We start from the raw sequence: 17531 nt of genomic DNA, 5'->3' as shown, positions 1-17531 counted from the left end.
GTGTTCAGGCGGAAGCCGGACTTTTCCTTTTGATCATGAAAAGAGCGCCAAGCGCGCCGAGGCAGACCAGCGTTACCGGGAACACGACCCAGTTCAGCATTTCCCAGCCCCAGGCATTGTAGACGGCGCCCGAGGTCAACGAACCAAACGCCACGCTGCCGAACAGGATGAAATCGTGCACGCCCTGGACCTTGCCCTTCTCGGAATTCCGGTAGCTGCCGGCGACCATGGCGGTGGCGCCGATGAAGGCGAAGTTCCAGCCGAGCCCAAGCAGGATCAGCGCCGTCCAGAACTGCCAGAGCTGGATTCCTGAAAGCGCGACGATCGCACAGGCGATCAGCAGGACCAGCCCGGTCGCGACAATCGTCTCCTTGCCGAAGCGCGTGATCAGCGCGCCGGTGAAGAAGCTCGGCCCGAACATCGCCATCACATGCCACGAAATGCCTATCGCCGCCTCGTCGGGCGAGAAGCCGCAGCCGACCATGGCAAGCGGCGCGCCTGTCATCACGAAACTCATCAGCGCATAGGATCCGACCGCGCAGAGCAACCCGACGGCGAACTGCGGCTGCAGGACGATTTCCGAAAGCCCGCGTGCCGGCTCGTCCACATGCTCGTCGTGGGCGGGAACGCGGTCCCGCACGCGCAGGAACGAGAGAAATACGGCGCCAGCCGCCGCCAAACCGAGGATCGCGGCGAACGCTCCCGCGAACATCACCGGCGCAAGCAGGTCGCGCGTGAAGATGACGATCTGCGGACCGATGATGGCGGTGAAGACGCCGCCCGCGAGCACGAAGGATATGGCGCGCGCCTTGAACTCCGGCGGCGCGTTGTCCGCGGCCGCGAAACGGAACTGCTGCACGAACGCGCCACCGACACCAAGCACCAGGAGGCCTGCGACAAACAGCCAGAAACTCGCCTGCATGAGCGCCAATGTCGCGATCAATCCGCCAAGCGCGGTAATGGCGGTTCCCATCTGGAACCCGTTGCGCTGGCCGAGCATGCGAAGGAGCGCGGCGGCGGGGATGGCCCCGATAGCCACGCCGACGTTGAAACCGGTGACCGGCGCGGTCGCCAGCGATTTGTCGGCGCCGAGCAGATAATGGCCGGCCAGCCCGCCAAGCGAAATCGCAACCACGGCGGCGGAACCAACGATCGCCTGCGCGGCGGCGAGGATGACCGCGGTGCGTCGCGCCTCTTGCTCGGCAGGCGTCGCTGTCACAAAGCGTCCTTGCCGCGCCCTTCGCCGCGCACGCGGCGGGAGACGCGGTCGAGTACGGCATTCACCAGCTTGGGTTCGTCCTCTTCGTAGAACGCCTTGGCGATGTCGACATATTCCGAAACGATCACCGCGACCGGCACGTCGGCGCGTTCGCTGAGTTCGTAGACTCCGGCGCGCAGGATGGCGCGCAGTGTCGAATCGAGCCGCGACAGCGGCCAGTCTTCGGTCAGCGATTGGCGGATCACCGGATCGATCGTCTTCTGGTTCTCGACGACACCGGCGAGGATAGCGCGGAACCATTGTGCGTCGGCCTCGCGATAGACCGCGCCGTCGACTTCCTTGCCGAGGCGGAAAGCCTCGTATTCGGCGGTGATTTCGAGAAGTCCGGCGCCGGCGACATCCATCTGGTAAAGCGCCTGCACGGCGGCAAGCCTTGCCGCGCCTCGCTTGTTGGCTTGGCGCACGGGCGGCGATCCGTCCTTGCCGGCTGGCTGCGTCACGGCGTCAGGCTCCCAGCCGCTCGCGGACGGCGATCATGGTGAGCGCTGCGCGCGCCGCGAAGCCACCCTTGTCGCCCTCGCTCTTCCTGGCACGGACCCAGGCCTGGGCGTCGTTCTCGACGGTCAGGATTCCGTTGCCGATCGCCAGCGATTCCTCGACCGCCAGATCCATCAGCGCCCGGCTCGATTCGTTCGCCACAATGTCGAAATGATAGGTATCGCCGCGGATGATCGTTCCCAGCGCGACGAACCCGTCATAGTCGGTTCCATTGTCATCCGCCGCGTCCAGCGCAAACGAAATCACCGCAGGAATTTCCAGTGCGCCGGGAACCGTCACCACGTCATAGGTGGCGCCGGCGTCGTCGAGAGCCGCCTTCGCGCCATCGAGCAATGCATCGGCAAGATCGTCGTGGAAACGCGCCTCGACGATCAGCACATGCGCCTTGTCGGGGCGAATGAACGCTTTGCCGTGTTGTGAAGTGCCTGCCATTCTCGGTCTCTCCGGGTCGCCGGTGACTTAGGCCGAACCGGGCGGCTTCGCAAGCGAAGTGTGATTGTCAGGGCGACTATTTGGGGCGCCAGACGAGAACTACCGCCGGGCGGAATGAACCGTCATCTCGACGGACACTAGATCGTCGGCCGTCACGCTGATCTTCCGCCTGACATTCACCTTCAGCGGCAAAAGATAAGTCCCGTCCTTGGGAAAGAGCGATGTGGAGAAGGCGACGCCCCCGATCACCGCTTCCACGGGTATCATTCCCCATCCATAGGTTACGAATTTCGATATCTGCCTGATTTCTTCACTATGCTGCAAAGGTATCGGCACGAAGAAGAACGGGGATGGGCCTCTCCAATAGATTACCCTCGCCTCGAATCGGAACTGGGTCACACGGGTCGCTCCTGGCGTGTACGTTTCGTCCTCCAGAGGCGGCTGATCCACCGTCAAAGATCCGAGATTGCATGCCCAGGCCCGCACTGTCTCATGATCAACTACTCGAACGGCACGCACATCCGCCAACGCTTCGAGCGTCAACTTGTGCCTTTCCGCCTCGGTCGGAAAATTCTCGTCGTCCCGGCTCAAAGCCCCTCCTTCGCCGCCTCCGCCAGCCGCGCCGCATAGCGTGCCATCGTATCGATCTCCAGGTTGACGCGGTCACCGACCTGCCGGTCGCCCCAGGTCGTCACTTCCAGCGAATGATGGATCAAGAGCACGTCGAAACGCGTGCCTTCGACCCTGTTCACCGTCAGCGAGGTGCCGTCGAGCGCCACCGAACCCTTCGGCGCGATGAATTTTGCCAGGTCGCGCGGCGCCTCGAGCGTGAAGCGCACCGCTCCGCCCTCCTCTTCGCGCGCGACGATCTCGGCCATGCCATCGACATGGCCGGAGACGATATGGCCGCCGAGTTCGTCGCCGATCTTCAGCGCGCGCTCCAGGTTGATCGGCGTGCCGGCAACCCATTTCGAAGCGGTCGTCAGCCGCAGTGCTTCCTCCCAGGCCTCCACCTCGAACCAGCGCCGGTTCGAGCCTTCGTTCGGCAGGCTGGTCACCGTCAGGCAGACGCCGGCGCAGGCGATCGAGGCGCCGATGGGAATGGTCGCCGGGTCGTATTTCGTCTCGATGCGCAAACGGATGCCTTCTTCCAGTTCGGAAACTTCGGCGACCTTCCCCACATCGGTGACAATTCCGGTAAACATCAGAGCGCCTTCGTCCATTCCGCGTAGGTGTCGTCGCCGAACCGTGCTTCGCGGATAAGCCGGAAGCCGTCCGGTATATGATCGTGGTCGACCGGCGAAACAATGCCGCCCTCCCCGATGCTGGCCGGGCCACAGAAAAGCACGATGCGGTCGACCAGATCCTCGTCGAGAAACGCCTTGGCCGTGTTGGCGCCCCCCTCGACCATCAGGCTCGACATGCCTTGCGCGGCGAGATCCTCCAGCAATTCCGGTAGCGCGACGCGGCCGTCATATGTTTCCGTGGCGAGAAAGCGCACGCCCAAGGCTTCAAGCGCGGCTTTCTTCGCCGCGGCAACGTCGGCGCCGGCGGCGATGAGCACCGGGGTTTCGCGCGCGGTAAAGGCGAGCTTGGACAGTGGCGGCAGCCGCGCCTGCCTGTCGAGCACGATGCGCGCCGGCGAACGGCCTTCCAGCCCAGGCAGACGTACTGTCAATTCCGGATCGTCGGCCTGCGCGGTGCCGACACCGACGAGGATCGCATCGCAGGCCGCGCGCATCATATGCACCTGGCGGCGGGCAACCGGACCGGTGATCGCCACCTGGCCTTCACCCTGGCGGCCGATCATGCCATCGCGCGAAACCGCAATTTTCAGAGTCACTTCCGGACGTTTCTTCAGGGATCGAATCAGGTAGCCGGCCATCCTGTCGGCCGCTTCTTCGGCGAGCACCCGCTCGATCACCTCGACGCCCGCCGCGCGAAGGATCTCGTAACCCTTTCCTGAGACCCGCGGATCCGGATCGCTGGCCGCGCCGACCACCCGCCTGATCCCGGCGGCAGCCAACGCATTGGCGCAAGGCGGGGTACGGCCGTGGTGCGCGCAAGGCTCCAGCGTGACATAGGCGGTAGCGCCCCGCGCCAGTTCGCCGGCCTCGGCAAGCGCTTCGGTCTCGGCATGCGGCCTGCCGCCGATGGCGGTAACCCCGCTGCCGACGATCATCGGACCAGGACCTTCGTCGCGGACGATCAGCGTTGCGACCGAGGGATTCGTCGAGGTGCGGCCCGAATGTCTCTGCGACAGCCGGATGGCGGCTGCCATGAACTGGCGGTCGAGCGCGTTCTGTTCGGCGCTGGCCTTCTTCCTGGCCATCGCCTACTCGGCGTCCTCGTCGCCCTTGAGCTCGCCCAGGACGTCATGAAAATCCTTGGCCTCGCGGAAATTGCGGTACACCGAGGCGAAGCGTACGTAGGCGACGTCGTCGAGCGCCTTCAGTGCCTCCATGACCAGCCGGCCGACCTCTCCGGTGGTGACTTCGGTCTCGCCCGAGCTTTCGAGCTGGCGCACGATACCGGTCACGGCGCGGTCGATGCGCTCGGGATCGACGTTGCGCTTGCGCACCGCGATTTCCATCGAGCGCAGCAGCTTGTCGCGGCTGAACGGTACCTTGCGGCCGGACTTCTTGACCACCACCAGATCACGCAATTGCACCCGCTCGAAGGTGGTGAAGCGGCCGCCGCAGTCCGGGCAGACGCGCCGCCTGCGGATCGCCGCCCCGTCTTCGGCGGGGCGCGAATCCTTCACCTGTGTGTCTTCGGACTGGCAGTAAGGACAGCGCATGGATTGGCCCTGGTTCGCGATTCCGTTTCGCGAAAGGCTTAGAACCTTTCTGCGCGTTGTAAAGCCGATTTCAAGTTGCGGCGACACAAGCACTTGTGTGGCCGCAGACCGACCTACCCCAGATACGGATACAGCGGGAAACGGTCCGTCAGCGTGACGACCTTCTGCTTCACGGCGGCTTCCACCGAGGCGTTGCCCTCATCGGAGTTGGCGACCTTCAGCCCGTCGAGCACTTCGGTGATCAGGTTGCCGATCTCACGGAATTCCGCCTGGCCGAAACCGCGCGTCGTGCCGGCCGGGGTGCCGAGACGCACGCCCGAGGTGACGAACGGCTTCTCGGGATCGAACGGGATGCCGTTCTTGTTGCAGGTGATGTTGGCGCGGCCCAGGGCAGCTTCCGCCCGTTTTCCCGTGGCGTTCTTCGGGCGCAGGTCGACCAGCATCAAATGGTTGTCGGTGCCGCCCGAAACGATGTCGAGGCCTGCTTCCTTTAGGCTGGACGCCAGCGCCTTGGCGTTGGCGACGACATCATGCGCATAGGCCTTGAATTCGGGGCGCAGCGCCTCGCCGAAGGCAACCGCCTTGGCGGCGATGACATGCATCAGCGGACCGCCCTGCAGGCCCGGAAACACCGCGGAATTCATTTTCTTGGCGATGTCCTCGTCATTGGTGAGGATCATGCCGCCGCGTGGGCCGCGCAGCGATTTGTGGGTGGTCGTGGTCACCACATGCGCATGCGGCAGCGGCGAGGGATGCACGCCGCCGGCGACGAGACCGGCGATATGCGCCATGTCGACCATCAGGTAGGCGCCGACCGCGTCGGCGATCTCGCGAAAACGCTTCCAGTCCCAGATGCGCGAATAGGCGGTGCCGCCGGCGAGGATCAGCTTCGGCTTGGTTTCATGCGCCTGCTTTTCGATCGCATCCATGTCGAGCAGGTGGTCATCCTTGCGCACGCCGTACGAGACGACCTTGAACCATTTGCCGCTCATGTTGACCGGCGAGCCATGGGTCAGGTGCCCGCCGGAATTCAGGTCGAGCCCCATGAAGGTGTCACCCGGCTGCAGCAGGGCCAGGAACACCGCCTGGTTCATCTGGCTGCCGGAGTTCGGCTGGACGTTGGCGAAATTGCATGAAAACAGCTTCTTGGCGCGCTCGATCGCCAGTTCCTCGGCGATGTCGACGAACTGGCAGCCGCCGTAATAACGCTTGCCCGGATAACCTTCCGCGTATTTGTTGGTCATGATAGAGCCCTGCGCCTCGAGCACGGCCCTGCTGACGATGTTTTCCGAGGCGATCAGTTCGATTTCGTGCCGCTGGCGACCGAGTTCTGAGCGTATGGCGCCGAAAATCTCGGGATCCACTTCCGAAAGCGGCGTGTTGAAGAAGGACTCGAAATCTTTCGAGGCGGCCGTTGCAATTGCCATGGCGATGATCCTTTTCCGGGGAGCGGCTTGTGGCGCCATTAACACAATTGATCCGCACCCGCCACGTTTGCCCGACGAAATTTGATAGTCGCTTTGCGCCGCGGACATGAAAAAAGCCGCCCTTACGGGGCGGCTTTTTTATGAAGCGGAAATGCTTTCCGAAAATCAGAGCGTCGTCGACGAAATCTGCAGTTCGTCCACCCCGTCGCGGCCATAGATGTCGTCGCGGAAATGGACGACACGGTCGCCGGTCGACCAGGCGGAGATGTAGGTGAAATACACCGGCACCGGATTGGTGACGGCCACCGGAATGTTCTCGCCGCTCTTGATCGCCTGCTCGAAGTGCTGGCGGTCCCAGCCGGGGGTGTCGCGCAGGATCCAGGTGACCAGGTCGCGCACGTTCTGCACGCGCACGCAGCCCGACGAATCGAAGCGCATCAGCTTCGAGAACAGGCTCTGCTGCGGGGTGTCGTGCATGTAGACACCGTCCGGGCTCGGGAAGTTGATCTTGACCGACGACATGGCGTTGCCGGCACCCGGATCCTGACGCAGGCGGAATTTCGCCGCGTCCTCGGTGTTCCAGTCGATCGTGGTCGGATCGATTTCGCCTTCCGGTCCGAGGATGCGGATGTTGTTCTTGGCAAGGTATGTCGGATCCTTGCGCATCAGCGGAATGATGTCCTTGCGGACGATGGATTCCGGCGCGTTCCAGTAAGGATTGACGATGATCTCGTTGATCTTCGAGTTGAGGATCGGCGTCTGGCGGTCGATCTTGCCGACGATCGCGGTATGGCGCAGCACGACGCGATCGTTCTCGACGGCTTCGATCTGCGCGGCTGGGACATTGACCATAACATAACGCTGGCCTAGCTCTCCCGACATCGAGCGCAGGCGCACCAGATTGGTTTCGAGCTGGCCGAGGCGGACCGGCGCCGAGACGTTCATCGCGGCAAACGTGTATTTGCCGAGCACGCCGTCCGAAGGCAGGCCGTGACGGGACTGAAAGCGCTTCACCGCGCCATCGACATAGGTGTCGAAAGACTCGGAGATGCCGGCGCTCTGCGACAGGTCTCCCGAAATCATCAGCCGCTTGCGCAGCGGCACCACGTCCGGGTCGACGACCCCGAGCTTGAGCTTCTTGGTTGCCGGCACGGTCTCCCAGCCGCCCTGCGCGACGATGTTCGAATACTGCCCGATCGCCTGCTCGACATAACCGACGGTCTGCTGGCTGAAGATCGGCAGGTTGGAGGCAACCTTGCCGCCCTGACTGGCGCGGGCATCGAACTGATCGTCCCAATTGCCGCGGCGTGGCGAATTCAGGATATCCCCGATCACGTCCTGGGCGCTGGCTGCGCCGGAAAACGCGGCGGCGGCGATTGCGCCTGCACCGGTGATGAAAAGGCGGCGGTTTGTTTTCATGGACATTCCAGACATCTACACTCTACCATTGCCGACAGGAATTGACACTTCGTCCAAACTAGTTGGCCACTCTTAACAATTCGCCAACCATAAGGAAGAGCACTCACCCGTCGCTGCAACGCGAGAATGTGGGCTTAGTTCCTCCACCGTCGCTGAACCAGCAAACGGCAACGTTATCCAGCATCGGGTAAGTCACTGGAAATATGGCGGCAACGTGACCATTGCGGACACGAGCTTGTGAAAGTGTCGAAAAGCACGGCTCCCGTCGGAAGTGTGGCACCGGTTTGCAACATATACGCAGTCGGCGCGGCCATCGGATGGCTGAACGGTTGCGGGCCGTCGTCGACGTCCTGCCGACCTTCGGCTTGCTGGTGAAGGGATGCTTGTCTAGTTTCGGCACCCGGAAAATGCAGGTGGCGTCGTGATTTATATCGTCTTGAGCGCAGTGTGCGGTGTCGTTGGCGTGTTCGTCGCCAGGAGCAAAAACCTGAATCCGGTGCTATGGGGAGCCATCTGCTTTTTCACCGGGATCATCGGTTTGCTGATCCTCACATTCTGGCGTTCAAAAGCCTCCCCAATTGCATTGGACGATGCAAGGGCAGGAGATGCCGATGAATTGCTCCCGGATCAGGGAAAATCCACGACAGCGAATTCGCCCGACAAGACGACGGACCTATAAACGCGGCCCGTCAAAAGGCCGGCGCATTTCTGCACCGGCCTGGCTAGGAGTTTGACCCCACAGGTTCTTTTGCGGTGCCGCGTCCCCTGGATTGGGGACGTTCCGCTTACATGCGGTAGGCGATGGTGTCGTTCCAGAAGCGGTCCAGGCGCTGCAGGGCGCGGTTCATCTGGCGAAATTCTTCCGGATTGATGCCGCCGACCTGCTCGATGGAGCCGATGTGCCGCTCGTAGAGCCCGCCGACGACTTCAGCGACTTCATTGCCCTTTTCCGTCAGGCTGACGCGGACCGAACGGCGGTCGATGCGCGACCGCTGATGATTGATGAAGCCGAGATCGACCAGCTTCTTCAGGTTGTAGGAAACGTTCGAGCCGAGATAATAGCCACGCGAGCGCAGCTCGCCGGCGGTCAGTTCGGCATTGCCGATATTGAAGAGCAGCAAGGCCTGGATAGCATTGATGTCGCTACGGCCGTTGCGGTCGAATTCATCCTTGATGACGTCGAGCAGACGGCGGTGCAGACGCTCCACGAGCTGCAGCGATTCCATGTAAAGGGAGCGGATCGCTTCACGGCGATCGTCGGATACATTGGCGGGCTTCGCCGCCTGACGCGAATTGATCATTTTCTTTGCCTCTCGTTTGTCGCCCGGTGATTGTTTTGTTTTTTCTCACCTTGCCGCGACCCTATCGAATACCTCTAAAATTCGACTTAAAGGCCAAGGCTAACAAGAGCTTACCGTATAGAGGTTTCGAAAGAGGCTTAACAAAGTCTTGCACGAGGCCAATTTGTTAACCAATTGGCTTAGCCATCGGACGGAAACCGACCGAATCGGCTCGAACGTTCAGTCCGGCTAGCGGGCGTCGGCGCGCTTCTGGAAAAAGATCACCAGGCGGAATGCCGCGTAGAGCAGCGCCACGCAGACATGCGAGATGACGATCAGCAGCTTGTCGCCGAAAAGTTCGGGATAGCCGGCATACATGACGGCTTCGATCGCCGCGCAGATGAACCAGATCACCGGCCCCCACGACGCCATCATCCACAGGCCGATCGCGGCGAAGGGGAAAAACACCGCCAGCGTCACGCTGGTGACCTGCCAGTGCACCGGCATCAGGTCGAACCGCCACGTCGGGCCATCGTAGATGCCGATCAGCCGCACCCAGTAAAGCACGCCGAACATCAGGCAATAGGCTGCGATCACCCGGTGGAACCAGTAGAACGACAGTTCCGCCGCCGACGGCTCGAGACTGCGCTGCCTGGTCGCGTCGTCGTTCAAAGCACCAGTTCCTTCCCCAGCGGCGCGAAATAGGCGTCGACGACGGCCGGATCGACCTCGTCGAGCGTCGCCGGCCGCCAGACAGGCTTCGAACCCTTGTCGATGATCGCGGCGCGGATGCCCTCGTAAAAATCGTGGCCGACAAGCATCCGGTTGAGAATGCGGAATTCCATGCGCATGCAATCGTCCATGGACAGCGTCAGCCCAGCGGAAATCGCGCGGAAGGCCACGGCAAGACTGGTGGGCGACTTGGACCGCATCGTCGAAAGCGTGGCGGCGGCGAATTCGTCCGCCTTCGCGGCCTGTTCGAGACTTGCAAGAATGTCGTCCAGCGAACCCAGCGAAAAATGTCGCGCGATCGCAGCCAGGGTCGCGCCATCCGTCTTGCGCGGCGCTGCCCTGAACACCTCCCGCAATTCGGATCCGGGATCGCCGCCTTCCGCAAGCCCGTCGAGCAGACCCGGCAGGTAGGACGCCTCCACCGTATGGGTTGCCAGCCCCGACCACAGCGCGTCGCCGTTGCCGATCCGGTTGCCCGTCAGGCCGAGATACATGCCGAAGCTGCCGCCGAGATCGGGCAGCAGGTGGCTGCCGCCGACGTCGGGAAAAAATCCGATCCCCACTTCGGGCATCGCGAACTGGGCGTTCTCGGTCATCACCCGGTGCGAACCGTGGAAGGAGACACCGACGCCGCCGCCCATAACGATGCCGTCGATCAGCGCCACATAGGGTTTCTTGAATCGCGCGATCTGGGCATTCAGTCGGTATTCGTCGGCGAAGAACGCGATGGCGCTCTCGCCGCCCCGCTCGCCTTCATAGATGTCGAGGATATCGCCGCCGGCCGAAAACGCCCTTCCCTCGGCCTTGATGACGACCGTCGCGATGTCGCGGTCGCGCTCCCAGGCCGTCAACGCGCGCGACAGCGCCTTGACCATGCGGTGGGTAACGGCATTCAGCGCTTTCGGACGGGTGAGCGTGACGACGCCCGCGCTGCCCTTCCGTTCGAACCGGATTTCGTCACCGCCGCCAAAATCCACATGCACATCCTTCTGTCCGGCCCCGCAGGAGAGTGCAGTGCTAATGGACGCCGCACGCCTGCGTCAATGCCGCCGCCGCGGTGTGTCCTGGTTGAGTTTTGGCTGCGGGTGGAGTGCTGTCGTTCGTCTCGTCCATCGGAACGTACCCGTTTTGCACGTTCGGCCGAGCCTTAATCCGGGTTTCCCGTGCCCAGGCTGTCGAGCGCCTTTTTTGCTTCTTCATTGCCTGGTTCGAGTTCGAGCGTCTTTTGCAGGTCTTCGCGTGCCCTGCCTTGGTCGCCGGCTTGCAGATGGAGCAAACCCCGGCCGAGGTAATATTCGCCATTCTGCGGGCTGAGCTGAATCAAGACGTTCATGTCCCGTATGGCTTGGTTGAACTGTCCCGCTTTCTCGAAGGCCTTGCTGCGCCAGAGATACGCGTCGGCCGTGAGGTGGTTCCGGCGTATCGCCTCGCCGAAATCGGCAATCGCCATCTGCGTGTTGCCGATTTCGAGATAGGTGACGCCGCGATGGAGCAAGGCATCGAGATAATCCCGTTTCACCGCCTCGTCGAAATCCCTGATGGCCAGCCGCTGCTCGCCGAGTTGGCTGTAAACGTAGCCGCGGTTGCTGTAGGCCTGACCGTTCTCCGGATTTTGACCCAGGGCTTTGTCAAACGCGGCCAGGGCTTTCCCGTAATCCTCTTTCTGCGTGAAAACGACGCCCCGGTTGTTGTGCGCCATCAGGTGATTTGGATTGAGCTCGAGGGCCCTGTCGAAATCGGCGAGCGCCTTGTCGGGATCGCCCTTGAGCATGTAGGCATATCCGCGCTCGCCATATCCCGAGGCGTCGTCGGGTTGCCTGGTGATGACCATGTCGAAAATCGCTATCGCCGGGTCGAGTTCGCCCTTCGCCAACAGCACGACGCCCCTGTTGTAGATGGTGTCGGTGTCCTGCGGATTTATCGCCAGCGCCGCGTCGAAGTCCGCCATCGCCGCATCGGGCTGATTCTTCAGGAGCCATGCCTTGCCGCGGTCCTTCAAGGCCTCGATGTCCTTCGGGTTGCCGCGTATCGCCTTGTTCAGGTCGGTTATCGCCAGTTCAGGCTCGCTCTTCCGGAGATAAGCCGAGCCGCGGCCTGCATAGGCCCGGAGGTTGTCGGGGTCGGCCTTTACCGCCTGGTCGAAGAGTTCGAAAGCCTCGCTGTGGTCGGCAGGCGAGCGGGATTTCAGCAGCGTGAATCCCTGCTCCAACCGGGCGTCGGGCGACGTTTCGCCGGCTTGTATCAACAGGACTGGTGGCAGATGCGGTGCGGTGCCCGCCGGCAAACCGGCCGAACCGCCGTGCAGGACTGCCAGGATTCCGGCAAGGGGTGCGAGAACTTGCAACGATCGTTCCTCCGCGCATGTGGCCGAACGACCCCCCGCGCGGAACCTATCAAGACCGGGTGTTCCCGGTCAAACCGCCGCCGGACCGAAACGCTGGCAAGGGCCGGCCTGCACTGCTAGGTTGTCCCGCAATGCGTCGGCACACAGGAGGACGCCAATGGGCATCGTCACGCTTCCATGCGACGTCGGGCGGCATCGTGCCGTTTCCTTCGATGTGATCGAAGTTGACAGCGACCGGGTTTTTCTCGTCGATCTGTGCGCCGACTGGAACGGCTACGCATCGGTGATCGACGCTGCCCGGGAAGTTTTCCAGTACTGCAACGCCACCTACGGGACCCGGCGCATCATCTGCGACGATGCGAAGCTGGAATGGCAGGAAATCACACGCGAAAACGACGCGATGTCGAATGAACCCTACCCCGAGAGCGTCCCGTTCAAGGTCGTCTGCAAGCTTTTCGTGGCGCAGGGGCAAAGGAACTTCCCCGTCGGGGGCATCTGATTCAGCCCAACGCGGGACGATCCCGGTGGAATATCCTGGGGCGCCGGCCGTTCATCGTCGGTTCAGGCCGAATGGCTCATGATCCAAGTCGCAAAGGAGAAAGCGATGCGAATCGAATTCATCCTGTTTGCCGCCGCGGCCCTGTTTGCCGGTTCCGCCCTGGCAGGGAACCAATCGTCGAATACGAGCACGAACAGATCGTCCGACAACGGCGTGGTGCGTGAGCAGACCGTCGAGACTTACTGCGAGGACGGCTATTGCCAGCGCTACGTCAAGCGCCGGGTCTATATCGAGGATTGGAACGACGATTATAAGCGCGAGCGCAGGCGGGATCGCTACCGTGACCGCTCCGACGATGATGACGATGACAATGATTGATGCCGTTGCTCAACTCACTCCGAGATACGAACGAGTTGGATGCTAGCTGACGGACTGCAACGGTCGTAAGCGGGGAATCAACTGCGACATCGCCGCCGCCGGCCCGGGGTTGGTCTCGAAACCGGCTGCGTGTTAAAAAGCCGCCGGTCCGGAGTAGCGCCATGAACAAGATCAGCCGCCTGAAAGCCGCGGGAAGCCGCAGCGTCGACGAAATCACCGGCGGCCGCCGGCTGCGGCGCATGCGCAAGGCCGACTGGTCGCGCCGTCTGGTGCAGGAAAACCACCTGACCGTCGACGACCTGATCTGGCCGATCTTCATCATCGAGGGCAGGAACACCCGCGAGCCGATCGCCGCGATGCCCGGCGTGTTCCGGCTGACGCCGGACCTCGCCGTCAAGGAGGCCGAGCGCGCAGCCAGGCTGGGCATTCCGGCGATAGCGACCTTCCCGAATGTCGACATGAAATTCCGCGACCAGACCGGGTCGCACATTCTCGACGCCGACAACATCATCAACCGGGTCACCCGCGCCATCAAGGACGCCGTGCCCGAGATCGGCATCATCACGGATGCGGCGCTCGACCCGTTCACCAGCCACGGCCATGACGGCATCTTGCGCGACGGCATCATCGTCAACGACGAGACGGTCGAGCAGGTCGCGGCGGCGGCCGTGCTGCAGGCGGCCGCCGGCGCCGACATCATCGCGCCGTCGGACATGATGGACGGCCGCATCGGCGCCATCCGCGACGCGCTCGACGCCAACGGGTTTTCGGACGTGGCGATCATGTCCTACGCGACGAAATTCGCCTCCGCCTTCTATGGCCCCTATCGCGAGGCGATCGGCACCAGCGGGCTCCTGAAGGGTGACAAGAAGACCTATTACATCGACCATGCCAATTCGGACGAGGCGGTGCGGGAGGCCGAGCAGGACCTTGCCGAGGGCACCGACATGCTGATGGTGAAGCCCGGCCTGCCCTATCTCGACATCATCCGGCGGCTGAAGGACGAGTTCCAGATGCCGACCTTCGCCTACCAGGTGTCGGGCGAATATTCGATGATCAAGGCAGCCAGCGCCAATGGCTGGATCGATGGTGACAAGGTCATGATGGAAAGCCTGCTCGCCTTCAAGCGCGCCGGCTGCGACGGCATCCTCACCTATTTCGCGCCGCAGGTGGCCGAGATGCTGAAGGGCCGGTGAGCCAACCGCCGGGATCCGACATGAACAGCGATCGCATCTTTGTCGCGGCGGGCGGACTTTGCGGTGCCGCCGGAGTTGCGCTCTCCGCGGCGGCTGCGCATGCCGGCGGCGGCAATGTCGGAACGGCCGCGTCGTTCCTGCTCATGCACGCGCCAGTGTTCCTCGCCGCGGGGCTGGTCGGCGGCAACCGGCTGCTTCACGGCGGCTGCGGCATATTGCTGGCCGGGCTGCTTGTTTTCGCCGGCGATCTGTTGATGCGCGACTATGCCGGAACACGGCTCTTCCCGATGGCGGCACCGGCCGGCGGCATCTTGCTGATCGGCGGCTGGCTGGTCGTCGCCGCCTCCGCCTTCGGCCGCGTGACCAGGGCGAAATAGCCGCCTGCGTCGGCAAATGATCGGCGATCTTCTGGATACAGCCGCCGCAAACACTGTTGTCTTTGCCGCGCAATAGCCCTACGCAGGCACAAGCCCAACAGAGAAAGGGAGCGGCCATGGCGCGAACACCGAACTACAATTACGAGCGCCAGGAGCGTGACCGCCAGAAGGCGGCAAAGAAAGCCGAGAAGCTGGCGGCCAAGGCTGCGGCAAAGGAAGAGCGGACGAAATCCGAGACGGATACCGAAACGGAAACCGAGGAGTAGCGTCCGGTCCGCGCACTGCGCGCCAGCCCGGCTACAGGGCGATGGCGCCTTACGCCGGTGCCTTGTCGCTGATGAAGACGTTGACCTCGCGCGCCGCGGCGATGAAGGCGCGGCGCGCGTTCATCGCAGGCTTGTCGCCGGCGATCGCGTCGTGGCAGGCCTGCAGCGCCGCGCGATGCTTGGGGCTCTTCTTGCCCGGCCAGCTGTTCATCAGATAATCCGAGGTTTCGCGGACGGTGCGCAGCAGCTGGCTGTCGCCGGTGTCGCCGGCCTTGACGGTGACGGGTGTGTCGAAACGGTTGTTTTCCATCGCCGCTCTTACGCCAACGGCGCTGGCGAAGCGAGCCGGAAAAGCGCCGGCTGCCCCAGAATCGGCAGAAAGCGGGCCTCGCGCCCGCCCGGAAAGCCGATGATCCCGGCGAATCGTCGAAAACTAGCTCTGCCCCATGCGGTTCCAGGCGTCGAGCCCGGCGATCTTGTAGGCTTCGGCCAGCGTCGGATAATTGAATGTGTTGTTGACGAAGAAGTCGACGGTGCCGCCGAGGTTGATCACCGCCTGGCCGATGTGGATCAGTTCGGTGGCGCCCTCGCCGACGATGTGGGCGCCGAGCAGCCGCCGCGTATCGAGCGCGAAGATCAGCTTCAGGAAGCCGGTGTTGACGCCCATGATGTGGCCGCGCGACGTCTCCCGGAACCGCGCCACGCCGACCTCGTAGGCGACGCCGCTCTCGCGCACCTGCTCCTCCGACTGGCCGACGGTGGAAATCTCCGGCACGGCGTAGATGCCGTATGGAAACGTCTCGGGCGGCGGCGGCAGGGTTACGCCGAAGGCATGGCAGGCGGCGACGCGCCCCTGCTCCATCGACGTGGAGGCAAGGCTCGGGAAGCCGATGACGTCGCCGGCGGCATAGATGTTCGGCACGCTGGTCTGGAACGTCTGCGGATCGACGCTGATGCGGCCGCGCGCGTCGGCCTCGATGCCGACCGTATCGAGGCCGAGGCTGGCGACATTGCCCGTGCGGCCGGCCGCATAAAGCACGATTTCGGAGCGGATCGAGCGGCCGTCGGCCAGCGTCACCTCGGCCCAGTCTGGCTTCGAGGCGATCTCCTTCACCGCGCTGCCCAGCCTGATGATCATGCCGCGGTCGCGCATCTGATGGATGAAATCGTCGACGATCTCGCGGTCGACGAAGTCGAGGATCGAGTTGCGCGGCTCGATCAGCGTCACCGGCACGTCGAGCGCCGAGAAGATCGTCGCATATTCGACGCCGATGACCCCGCCGCCGATCACCGTCAGCGTGCGCGGCAGATGATCGAGTTCGAGCATCTCGTCACTGTCGAAGACACGTCTTTTGTCGAAAGGAACGTTCTCTGGCCGATGTGGCCTCGTGCCGACCGAGATCAGCGCGTTGGCGAAACGCACCTCGGAACGCTCGCCGCTCTCGGCCAGCAGGCTGACGGCGTTCGGGCTGATGAAGCGTGCTTCGGCCTGCAGGCTCTTCACCGTGTTGCGCATGAACTGGTGCTGCAGAACCTCGACCTCGTGGTCGAGCGTCTTGTGCAGCCGCTGCACCAGGTCGCCGATCGAGATATCCTGCTTCACCCGGTAGCCGCGGCCATAGAAGCCGCGCTCGCGCCAGCCGGACAGGTTCAGCACGGTTTCGCGCAGCGTCTTCGAAGGGATAGTGCCGGTGTGGACGGAAACGCCGCCAAGCCGCCTGCCCTTGTCGATCACCAGCACGGTCTTGCCGAGCTTGGCCGACTGCACCGCGGCGCGGCGGCCGGAAGGTCCGCTGCCGATGACGACCATGTCGAATTCTTGCATCAGCCGCCCCGTCCCCACGCGCCTGCTTGTTGCAGCGCACACAGACTAGCGCGTTCCGGCCGTCACATTCAACCGATTGAAGCAGCGCCGGCCCGGATTCGGATTTCATGGCCGGTGGCACGTCCATCTTGAATCGGTGGCGCAATTTCACCATCTGCGGCATGCAAGGTGATGTCCGGCATTTCCGGTCCCATCACGAGGAAGGAACGATGAACAGCACCATTCTCGAAGGCGAGATCATGAACAGCAGGCTCGACGACGCCCGCGCCTATGACGGCGTCAGGACGCGGCGCATCCTCGCCTTCTGCATCGACTACCTGATCGTCGGGCTGCTTCTGATCCCGTTCGCCATCCTGGTTTTCCTGATCGGAATCCTGACGCTTGGCCTCGGCTGGATGCTGTTCGGTATTCTCGGGCCGGCGGTGGCGCTCGCCTATATCTGGAACACGCTCGGCGGGCCGAAGCAGGCCACGACCGGCATGCAGATCATGGGCATCCGCCTCGACCGTCTCGACGGCAAACCCGTCGACGGAATGCTGGCGGTGGTGCATTCGGTGCTGTTCTGGGCGGGCAATGTGGTGCTGACGCCGCTGATCCTGCTCGCCACGCTGTTCCTCGACCGCAAGCGCACCCTGCACGATTTGCTGCTTGGCACCGTGGTGACACGCAGCGACACGGCGATGTCCGATCGCTAGGGACGATCGCCTCAGGCGCGCTGAAAGCGGAGCGGTTTTCACCGGGTCCGGCGCTGATTTTGGTAAACTGTCGCGGGATGCTGA

General features: G+C 63.1%; 22 protein-coding genes and 1 pseudogene. 7 read left to right on the top strand and 16 right to left on the bottom strand.

Translation table 11 applies throughout. The features are described from left to right. Positions 1-4: 4 nt before the first annotated feature. From OHD58_RS10280 to OHD58_RS10235, 10 genes and pseudogenes are all read right to left on the bottom strand, one after another. On the bottom strand, positions 5-1219 hold the full coding sequence (locus OHD58_RS10280) for an MFS transporter (protein ID WP_263803138.1): 1215 nt from the start codon (positions 1217-1219) through the stop codon (positions 5-7). Beyond that, positions 1216-1719, bottom strand: a complete 504-nt coding sequence (gene nusB / locus OHD58_RS10275; RefSeq protein WP_263803137.1) for a transcription antitermination factor NusB — start codon at positions 1717-1719, stop codon at positions 1216-1218. Before nusB ends, OHD58_RS10280 begins: the two co-directional genes overlap by 4 nt. A 4-nt stretch (positions 1720-1723) precedes the next feature. Beyond that, positions 1724-2209, bottom strand: coding sequence for a 6,7-dimethyl-8-ribityllumazine synthase (gene ribH / locus OHD58_RS10270; RefSeq protein ID WP_263803136.1), 486 nt, complete (start codon positions 2207-2209; stop codon positions 1724-1726). 99 nt (positions 2210-2308) lie between these two features. Next, positions 2309-2608, bottom strand: a complete 300-nt coding sequence (locus OHD58_RS10265) for a DUF1905 domain-containing protein (RefSeq protein ID WP_263803592.1) — start codon at positions 2606-2608, stop codon at positions 2309-2311. A 57-nt stretch (positions 2609-2665) separates the two neighbouring features. Further along, a pseudogene (locus tag OHD58_RS10260) lies at positions 2666-2770 on the bottom strand (CopG family transcriptional regulator); the annotation flags it as partial. A 26-nt stretch (positions 2771-2796) separates the two neighbouring features. Beyond that, the gene (locus OHD58_RS10255; RefSeq protein ID WP_263803135.1) at positions 2797-3414 is read right to left on the bottom strand and encodes a riboflavin synthase; all 618 of its coding nucleotides are present in this window, start codon (positions 3412-3414) and stop codon (positions 2797-2799) included. After that, positions 3414-4541: a bifunctional diaminohydroxyphosphoribosylaminopyrimidine deaminase/5-amino-6-(5-phosphoribosylamino)uracil reductase RibD gene (gene ribD, locus OHD58_RS10250; protein WP_263803134.1), complete on the bottom strand. Its 1128-nt coding sequence runs from the start codon at positions 4539-4541 to the stop codon at positions 3414-3416. The genes OHD58_RS10255 and ribD overlap by 1 nt, the downstream gene beginning before the upstream one ends. A 3-nt stretch (positions 4542-4544) precedes the next feature. Next, on the bottom strand, positions 4545-5009 hold the full coding sequence (gene nrdR, locus OHD58_RS10245) for a transcriptional regulator NrdR (protein ID WP_263803133.1): 465 nt from the start codon (positions 5007-5009) through the stop codon (positions 4545-4547). A gap of 113 nt (positions 5010-5122) precedes the next feature. After that, entirely contained in the window at positions 5123-6436 is a 1314-nt protein-coding gene (gene glyA / locus OHD58_RS10240) for a serine hydroxymethyltransferase (RefSeq protein ID WP_263803132.1), read from the bottom strand. Between the two features lie 165 nt (positions 6437-6601). After that, complete coding sequence (locus OHD58_RS10235; protein ID WP_263803130.1) at positions 6602-7855, bottom strand: L,D-transpeptidase family protein; 1254 nt, start codon at positions 7853-7855, stop codon at positions 6602-6604. A gap of 421 nt (positions 7856-8276) precedes the next feature. Here OHD58_RS10235 and OHD58_RS10230 point away from each other — a divergent pair, with 421 nt between their 5' ends. Next, positions 8277-8534 (top strand): hypothetical protein, encoded by a 258-nt coding sequence (locus OHD58_RS10230; protein ID WP_263803129.1) that lies wholly within the window; start codon positions 8277-8279, stop codon positions 8532-8534. A 106-nt stretch (positions 8535-8640) separates the two neighbouring features. Here OHD58_RS10230 and ldtR read toward each other — a convergent pair whose 3' ends face one another. From ldtR to OHD58_RS10210, 4 genes are all read right to left on the bottom strand, one after another. After that, positions 8641-9156 carry a transcriptional regulator LdtR gene (gene ldtR / locus OHD58_RS10225; RefSeq protein WP_263803128.1) on the bottom strand — a complete coding sequence of 172 codons (516 nt, stop codon included), beginning with the start codon at positions 9154-9156 and terminating at the stop codon, positions 8641-8643. A gap of 228 nt (positions 9157-9384) precedes the next feature. Further along, positions 9385-9807: a DUF6163 family protein gene (locus OHD58_RS10220; protein WP_263803127.1), complete on the bottom strand. Its 423-nt coding sequence runs from the start codon at positions 9805-9807 to the stop codon at positions 9385-9387. Continuing rightward, positions 9804-10844, bottom strand: a complete 1041-nt coding sequence (locus OHD58_RS10215) for an enoyl-CoA hydratase/isomerase family protein (protein ID WP_263803126.1) — start codon at positions 10842-10844, stop codon at positions 9804-9806. Before OHD58_RS10215 ends, OHD58_RS10220 begins: the two co-directional genes overlap by 4 nt. Before the next feature lie 170 nt (positions 10845-11014). Beyond that, positions 11015-12211 (bottom strand): tetratricopeptide repeat protein, encoded by a 1197-nt coding sequence (locus OHD58_RS10210; RefSeq protein ID WP_263803125.1) that lies wholly within the window; start codon positions 12209-12211, stop codon positions 11015-11017. 157 nt (positions 12212-12368) lie between these two features. Between OHD58_RS10210 and OHD58_RS10205 the strand changes: the two genes are divergently transcribed. The 5 genes from OHD58_RS10205 (at position 12369) to OHD58_RS10185 (ending at position 14927) form a co-directional block, all read left to right on the top strand. Next, complete coding sequence (locus OHD58_RS10205; protein WP_263803124.1) at positions 12369-12710, top strand: hypothetical protein; 342 nt, start codon at positions 12369-12371, stop codon at positions 12708-12710. A gap of 105 nt (positions 12711-12815) precedes the next feature. After that, a complete protein-coding gene (locus OHD58_RS10200; protein ID WP_263803123.1) occupies positions 12816-13088 on the top strand; it encodes a hypothetical protein in 273 nt (90 codons plus the stop codon). 161 nt (positions 13089-13249) lie between these two features. After that, on the top strand, positions 13250-14284 hold the full coding sequence (gene hemB / locus OHD58_RS10195) for a porphobilinogen synthase (RefSeq protein ID WP_263803121.1): 1035 nt from the start codon (positions 13250-13252) through the stop codon (positions 14282-14284). Positions 14285-14304: 20 nt separating this feature from the next. Next, positions 14305-14661, top strand: coding sequence for a DUF423 domain-containing protein (locus OHD58_RS10190; protein ID WP_263803120.1), 357 nt, complete (start codon positions 14305-14307; stop codon positions 14659-14661). 116 nt (positions 14662-14777) lie between these two features. Then, positions 14778-14927 carry a hypothetical protein gene (locus OHD58_RS10185; protein ID WP_263803119.1) on the top strand — a complete coding sequence of 50 codons (150 nt, stop codon included), beginning with the start codon at positions 14778-14780 and terminating at the stop codon, positions 14925-14927. Between the two features lie 49 nt (positions 14928-14976). Here the strand turns inward: OHD58_RS10185 and OHD58_RS10180 are convergent, their stop codons facing one another. Both OHD58_RS10180 and sthA read right to left on the bottom strand, forming a co-directional pair. After that, the gene (locus OHD58_RS10180) at positions 14977-15237 is read right to left on the bottom strand and encodes a DUF982 domain-containing protein (protein ID WP_263803118.1); all 261 of its coding nucleotides are present in this window, start codon (positions 15235-15237) and stop codon (positions 14977-14979) included. Between the two features lie 123 nt (positions 15238-15360). Beyond that, entirely contained in the window at positions 15361-16752 is a 1392-nt protein-coding gene (gene sthA, locus OHD58_RS10175; protein WP_263803117.1) for a Si-specific NAD(P)(+) transhydrogenase, read from the bottom strand. Between the two features lie 209 nt (positions 16753-16961). On the opposite strand from sthA, the gene OHD58_RS10170 reads away from it, so the two are divergent. After that, a complete protein-coding gene (locus OHD58_RS10170) occupies positions 16962-17447 on the top strand; it encodes an RDD family protein (RefSeq protein ID WP_263803116.1) in 486 nt (161 codons plus the stop codon). Positions 17448-17531: the final 84 nt, after the last annotated feature.

The sequence above is a fragment of the Mesorhizobium sp. ZC-5 genome (assembly GCF_025753855.1).
Lineage (GTDB): Bacteria > Pseudomonadota > Alphaproteobacteria > Rhizobiales > Rhizobiaceae > Neomesorhizobium.
This window is presented reverse-complemented; position numbering and strand designations above follow the sequence as displayed.

Bases quoted from the DNA above. Each gene is read 5' to 3' on its own strand.
- ribH (WP_263803136.1), bottom strand. From the start codon at position 2,209: ATGGCAGGCACTTCACAACACGGCAAAGCGTTCATTCGCCCCGACAAG.
- OHD58_RS10255 (WP_263803135.1), bottom strand. From the start codon at position 3,414: ATGTTTACCGGAATTGTCACCGATGTGGGGAAGGTCGCCGAAGTTTCC.
- ribD (WP_263803134.1), bottom strand. From the start codon at position 4,541: ATGGCCAGGAAGAAGGCCAGCGCCGAACAGAACGCGCTCGACCGCCAG.
- nrdR (WP_263803133.1), bottom strand. From the start codon at position 5,009: ATGCGCTGTCCTTACTGCCAGTCCGAAGACACACAGGTGAAGGATTCG.
- glyA (WP_263803132.1), bottom strand. From the start codon at position 6,436: ATGGCAATTGCAACGGCCGCCTCGAAAGATTTCGAGTCCTTCTTCAAC.
- OHD58_RS10235 (WP_263803130.1), bottom strand. From the start codon at position 7,855: ATGAAAACAAACCGCCGCCTTTTCATCACCGGTGCAGGCGCAATCGCC.
- ldtR (WP_263803128.1), bottom strand. From the start codon at position 9,156: ATGATCAATTCGCGTCAGGCGGCGAAGCCCGCCAATGTATCCGACGAT.
- OHD58_RS10205 (WP_263803124.1), top strand. From the start codon at position 12,369: ATGGGCATCGTCACGCTTCCATGCGACGTCGGGCGGCATCGTGCCGTT.
- OHD58_RS10200 (WP_263803123.1), top strand. From the start codon at position 12,816: ATGCGAATCGAATTCATCCTGTTTGCCGCCGCGGCCCTGTTTGCCGGT.
- hemB (WP_263803121.1), top strand. From the start codon at position 13,250: ATGAACAAGATCAGCCGCCTGAAAGCCGCGGGAAGCCGCAGCGTCGAC.
- OHD58_RS10190 (WP_263803120.1), top strand. From the start codon at position 14,305: ATGAACAGCGATCGCATCTTTGTCGCGGCGGGCGGACTTTGCGGTGCC.
- OHD58_RS10185 (WP_263803119.1), top strand. From the start codon at position 14,778: ATGGCGCGAACACCGAACTACAATTACGAGCGCCAGGAGCGTGACCGC.
- OHD58_RS10180 (WP_263803118.1), bottom strand. From the start codon at position 15,237: ATGGAAAACAACCGTTTCGACACACCCGTCACCGTCAAGGCCGGCGAC.
- sthA (WP_263803117.1), bottom strand. From the start codon at position 16,752: ATGCAAGAATTCGACATGGTCGTCATCGGCAGCGGACCTTCCGGCCGC.
- OHD58_RS10170 (WP_263803116.1), top strand. From the start codon at position 16,962: ATGAACAGCACCATTCTCGAAGGCGAGATCATGAACAGCAGGCTCGAC.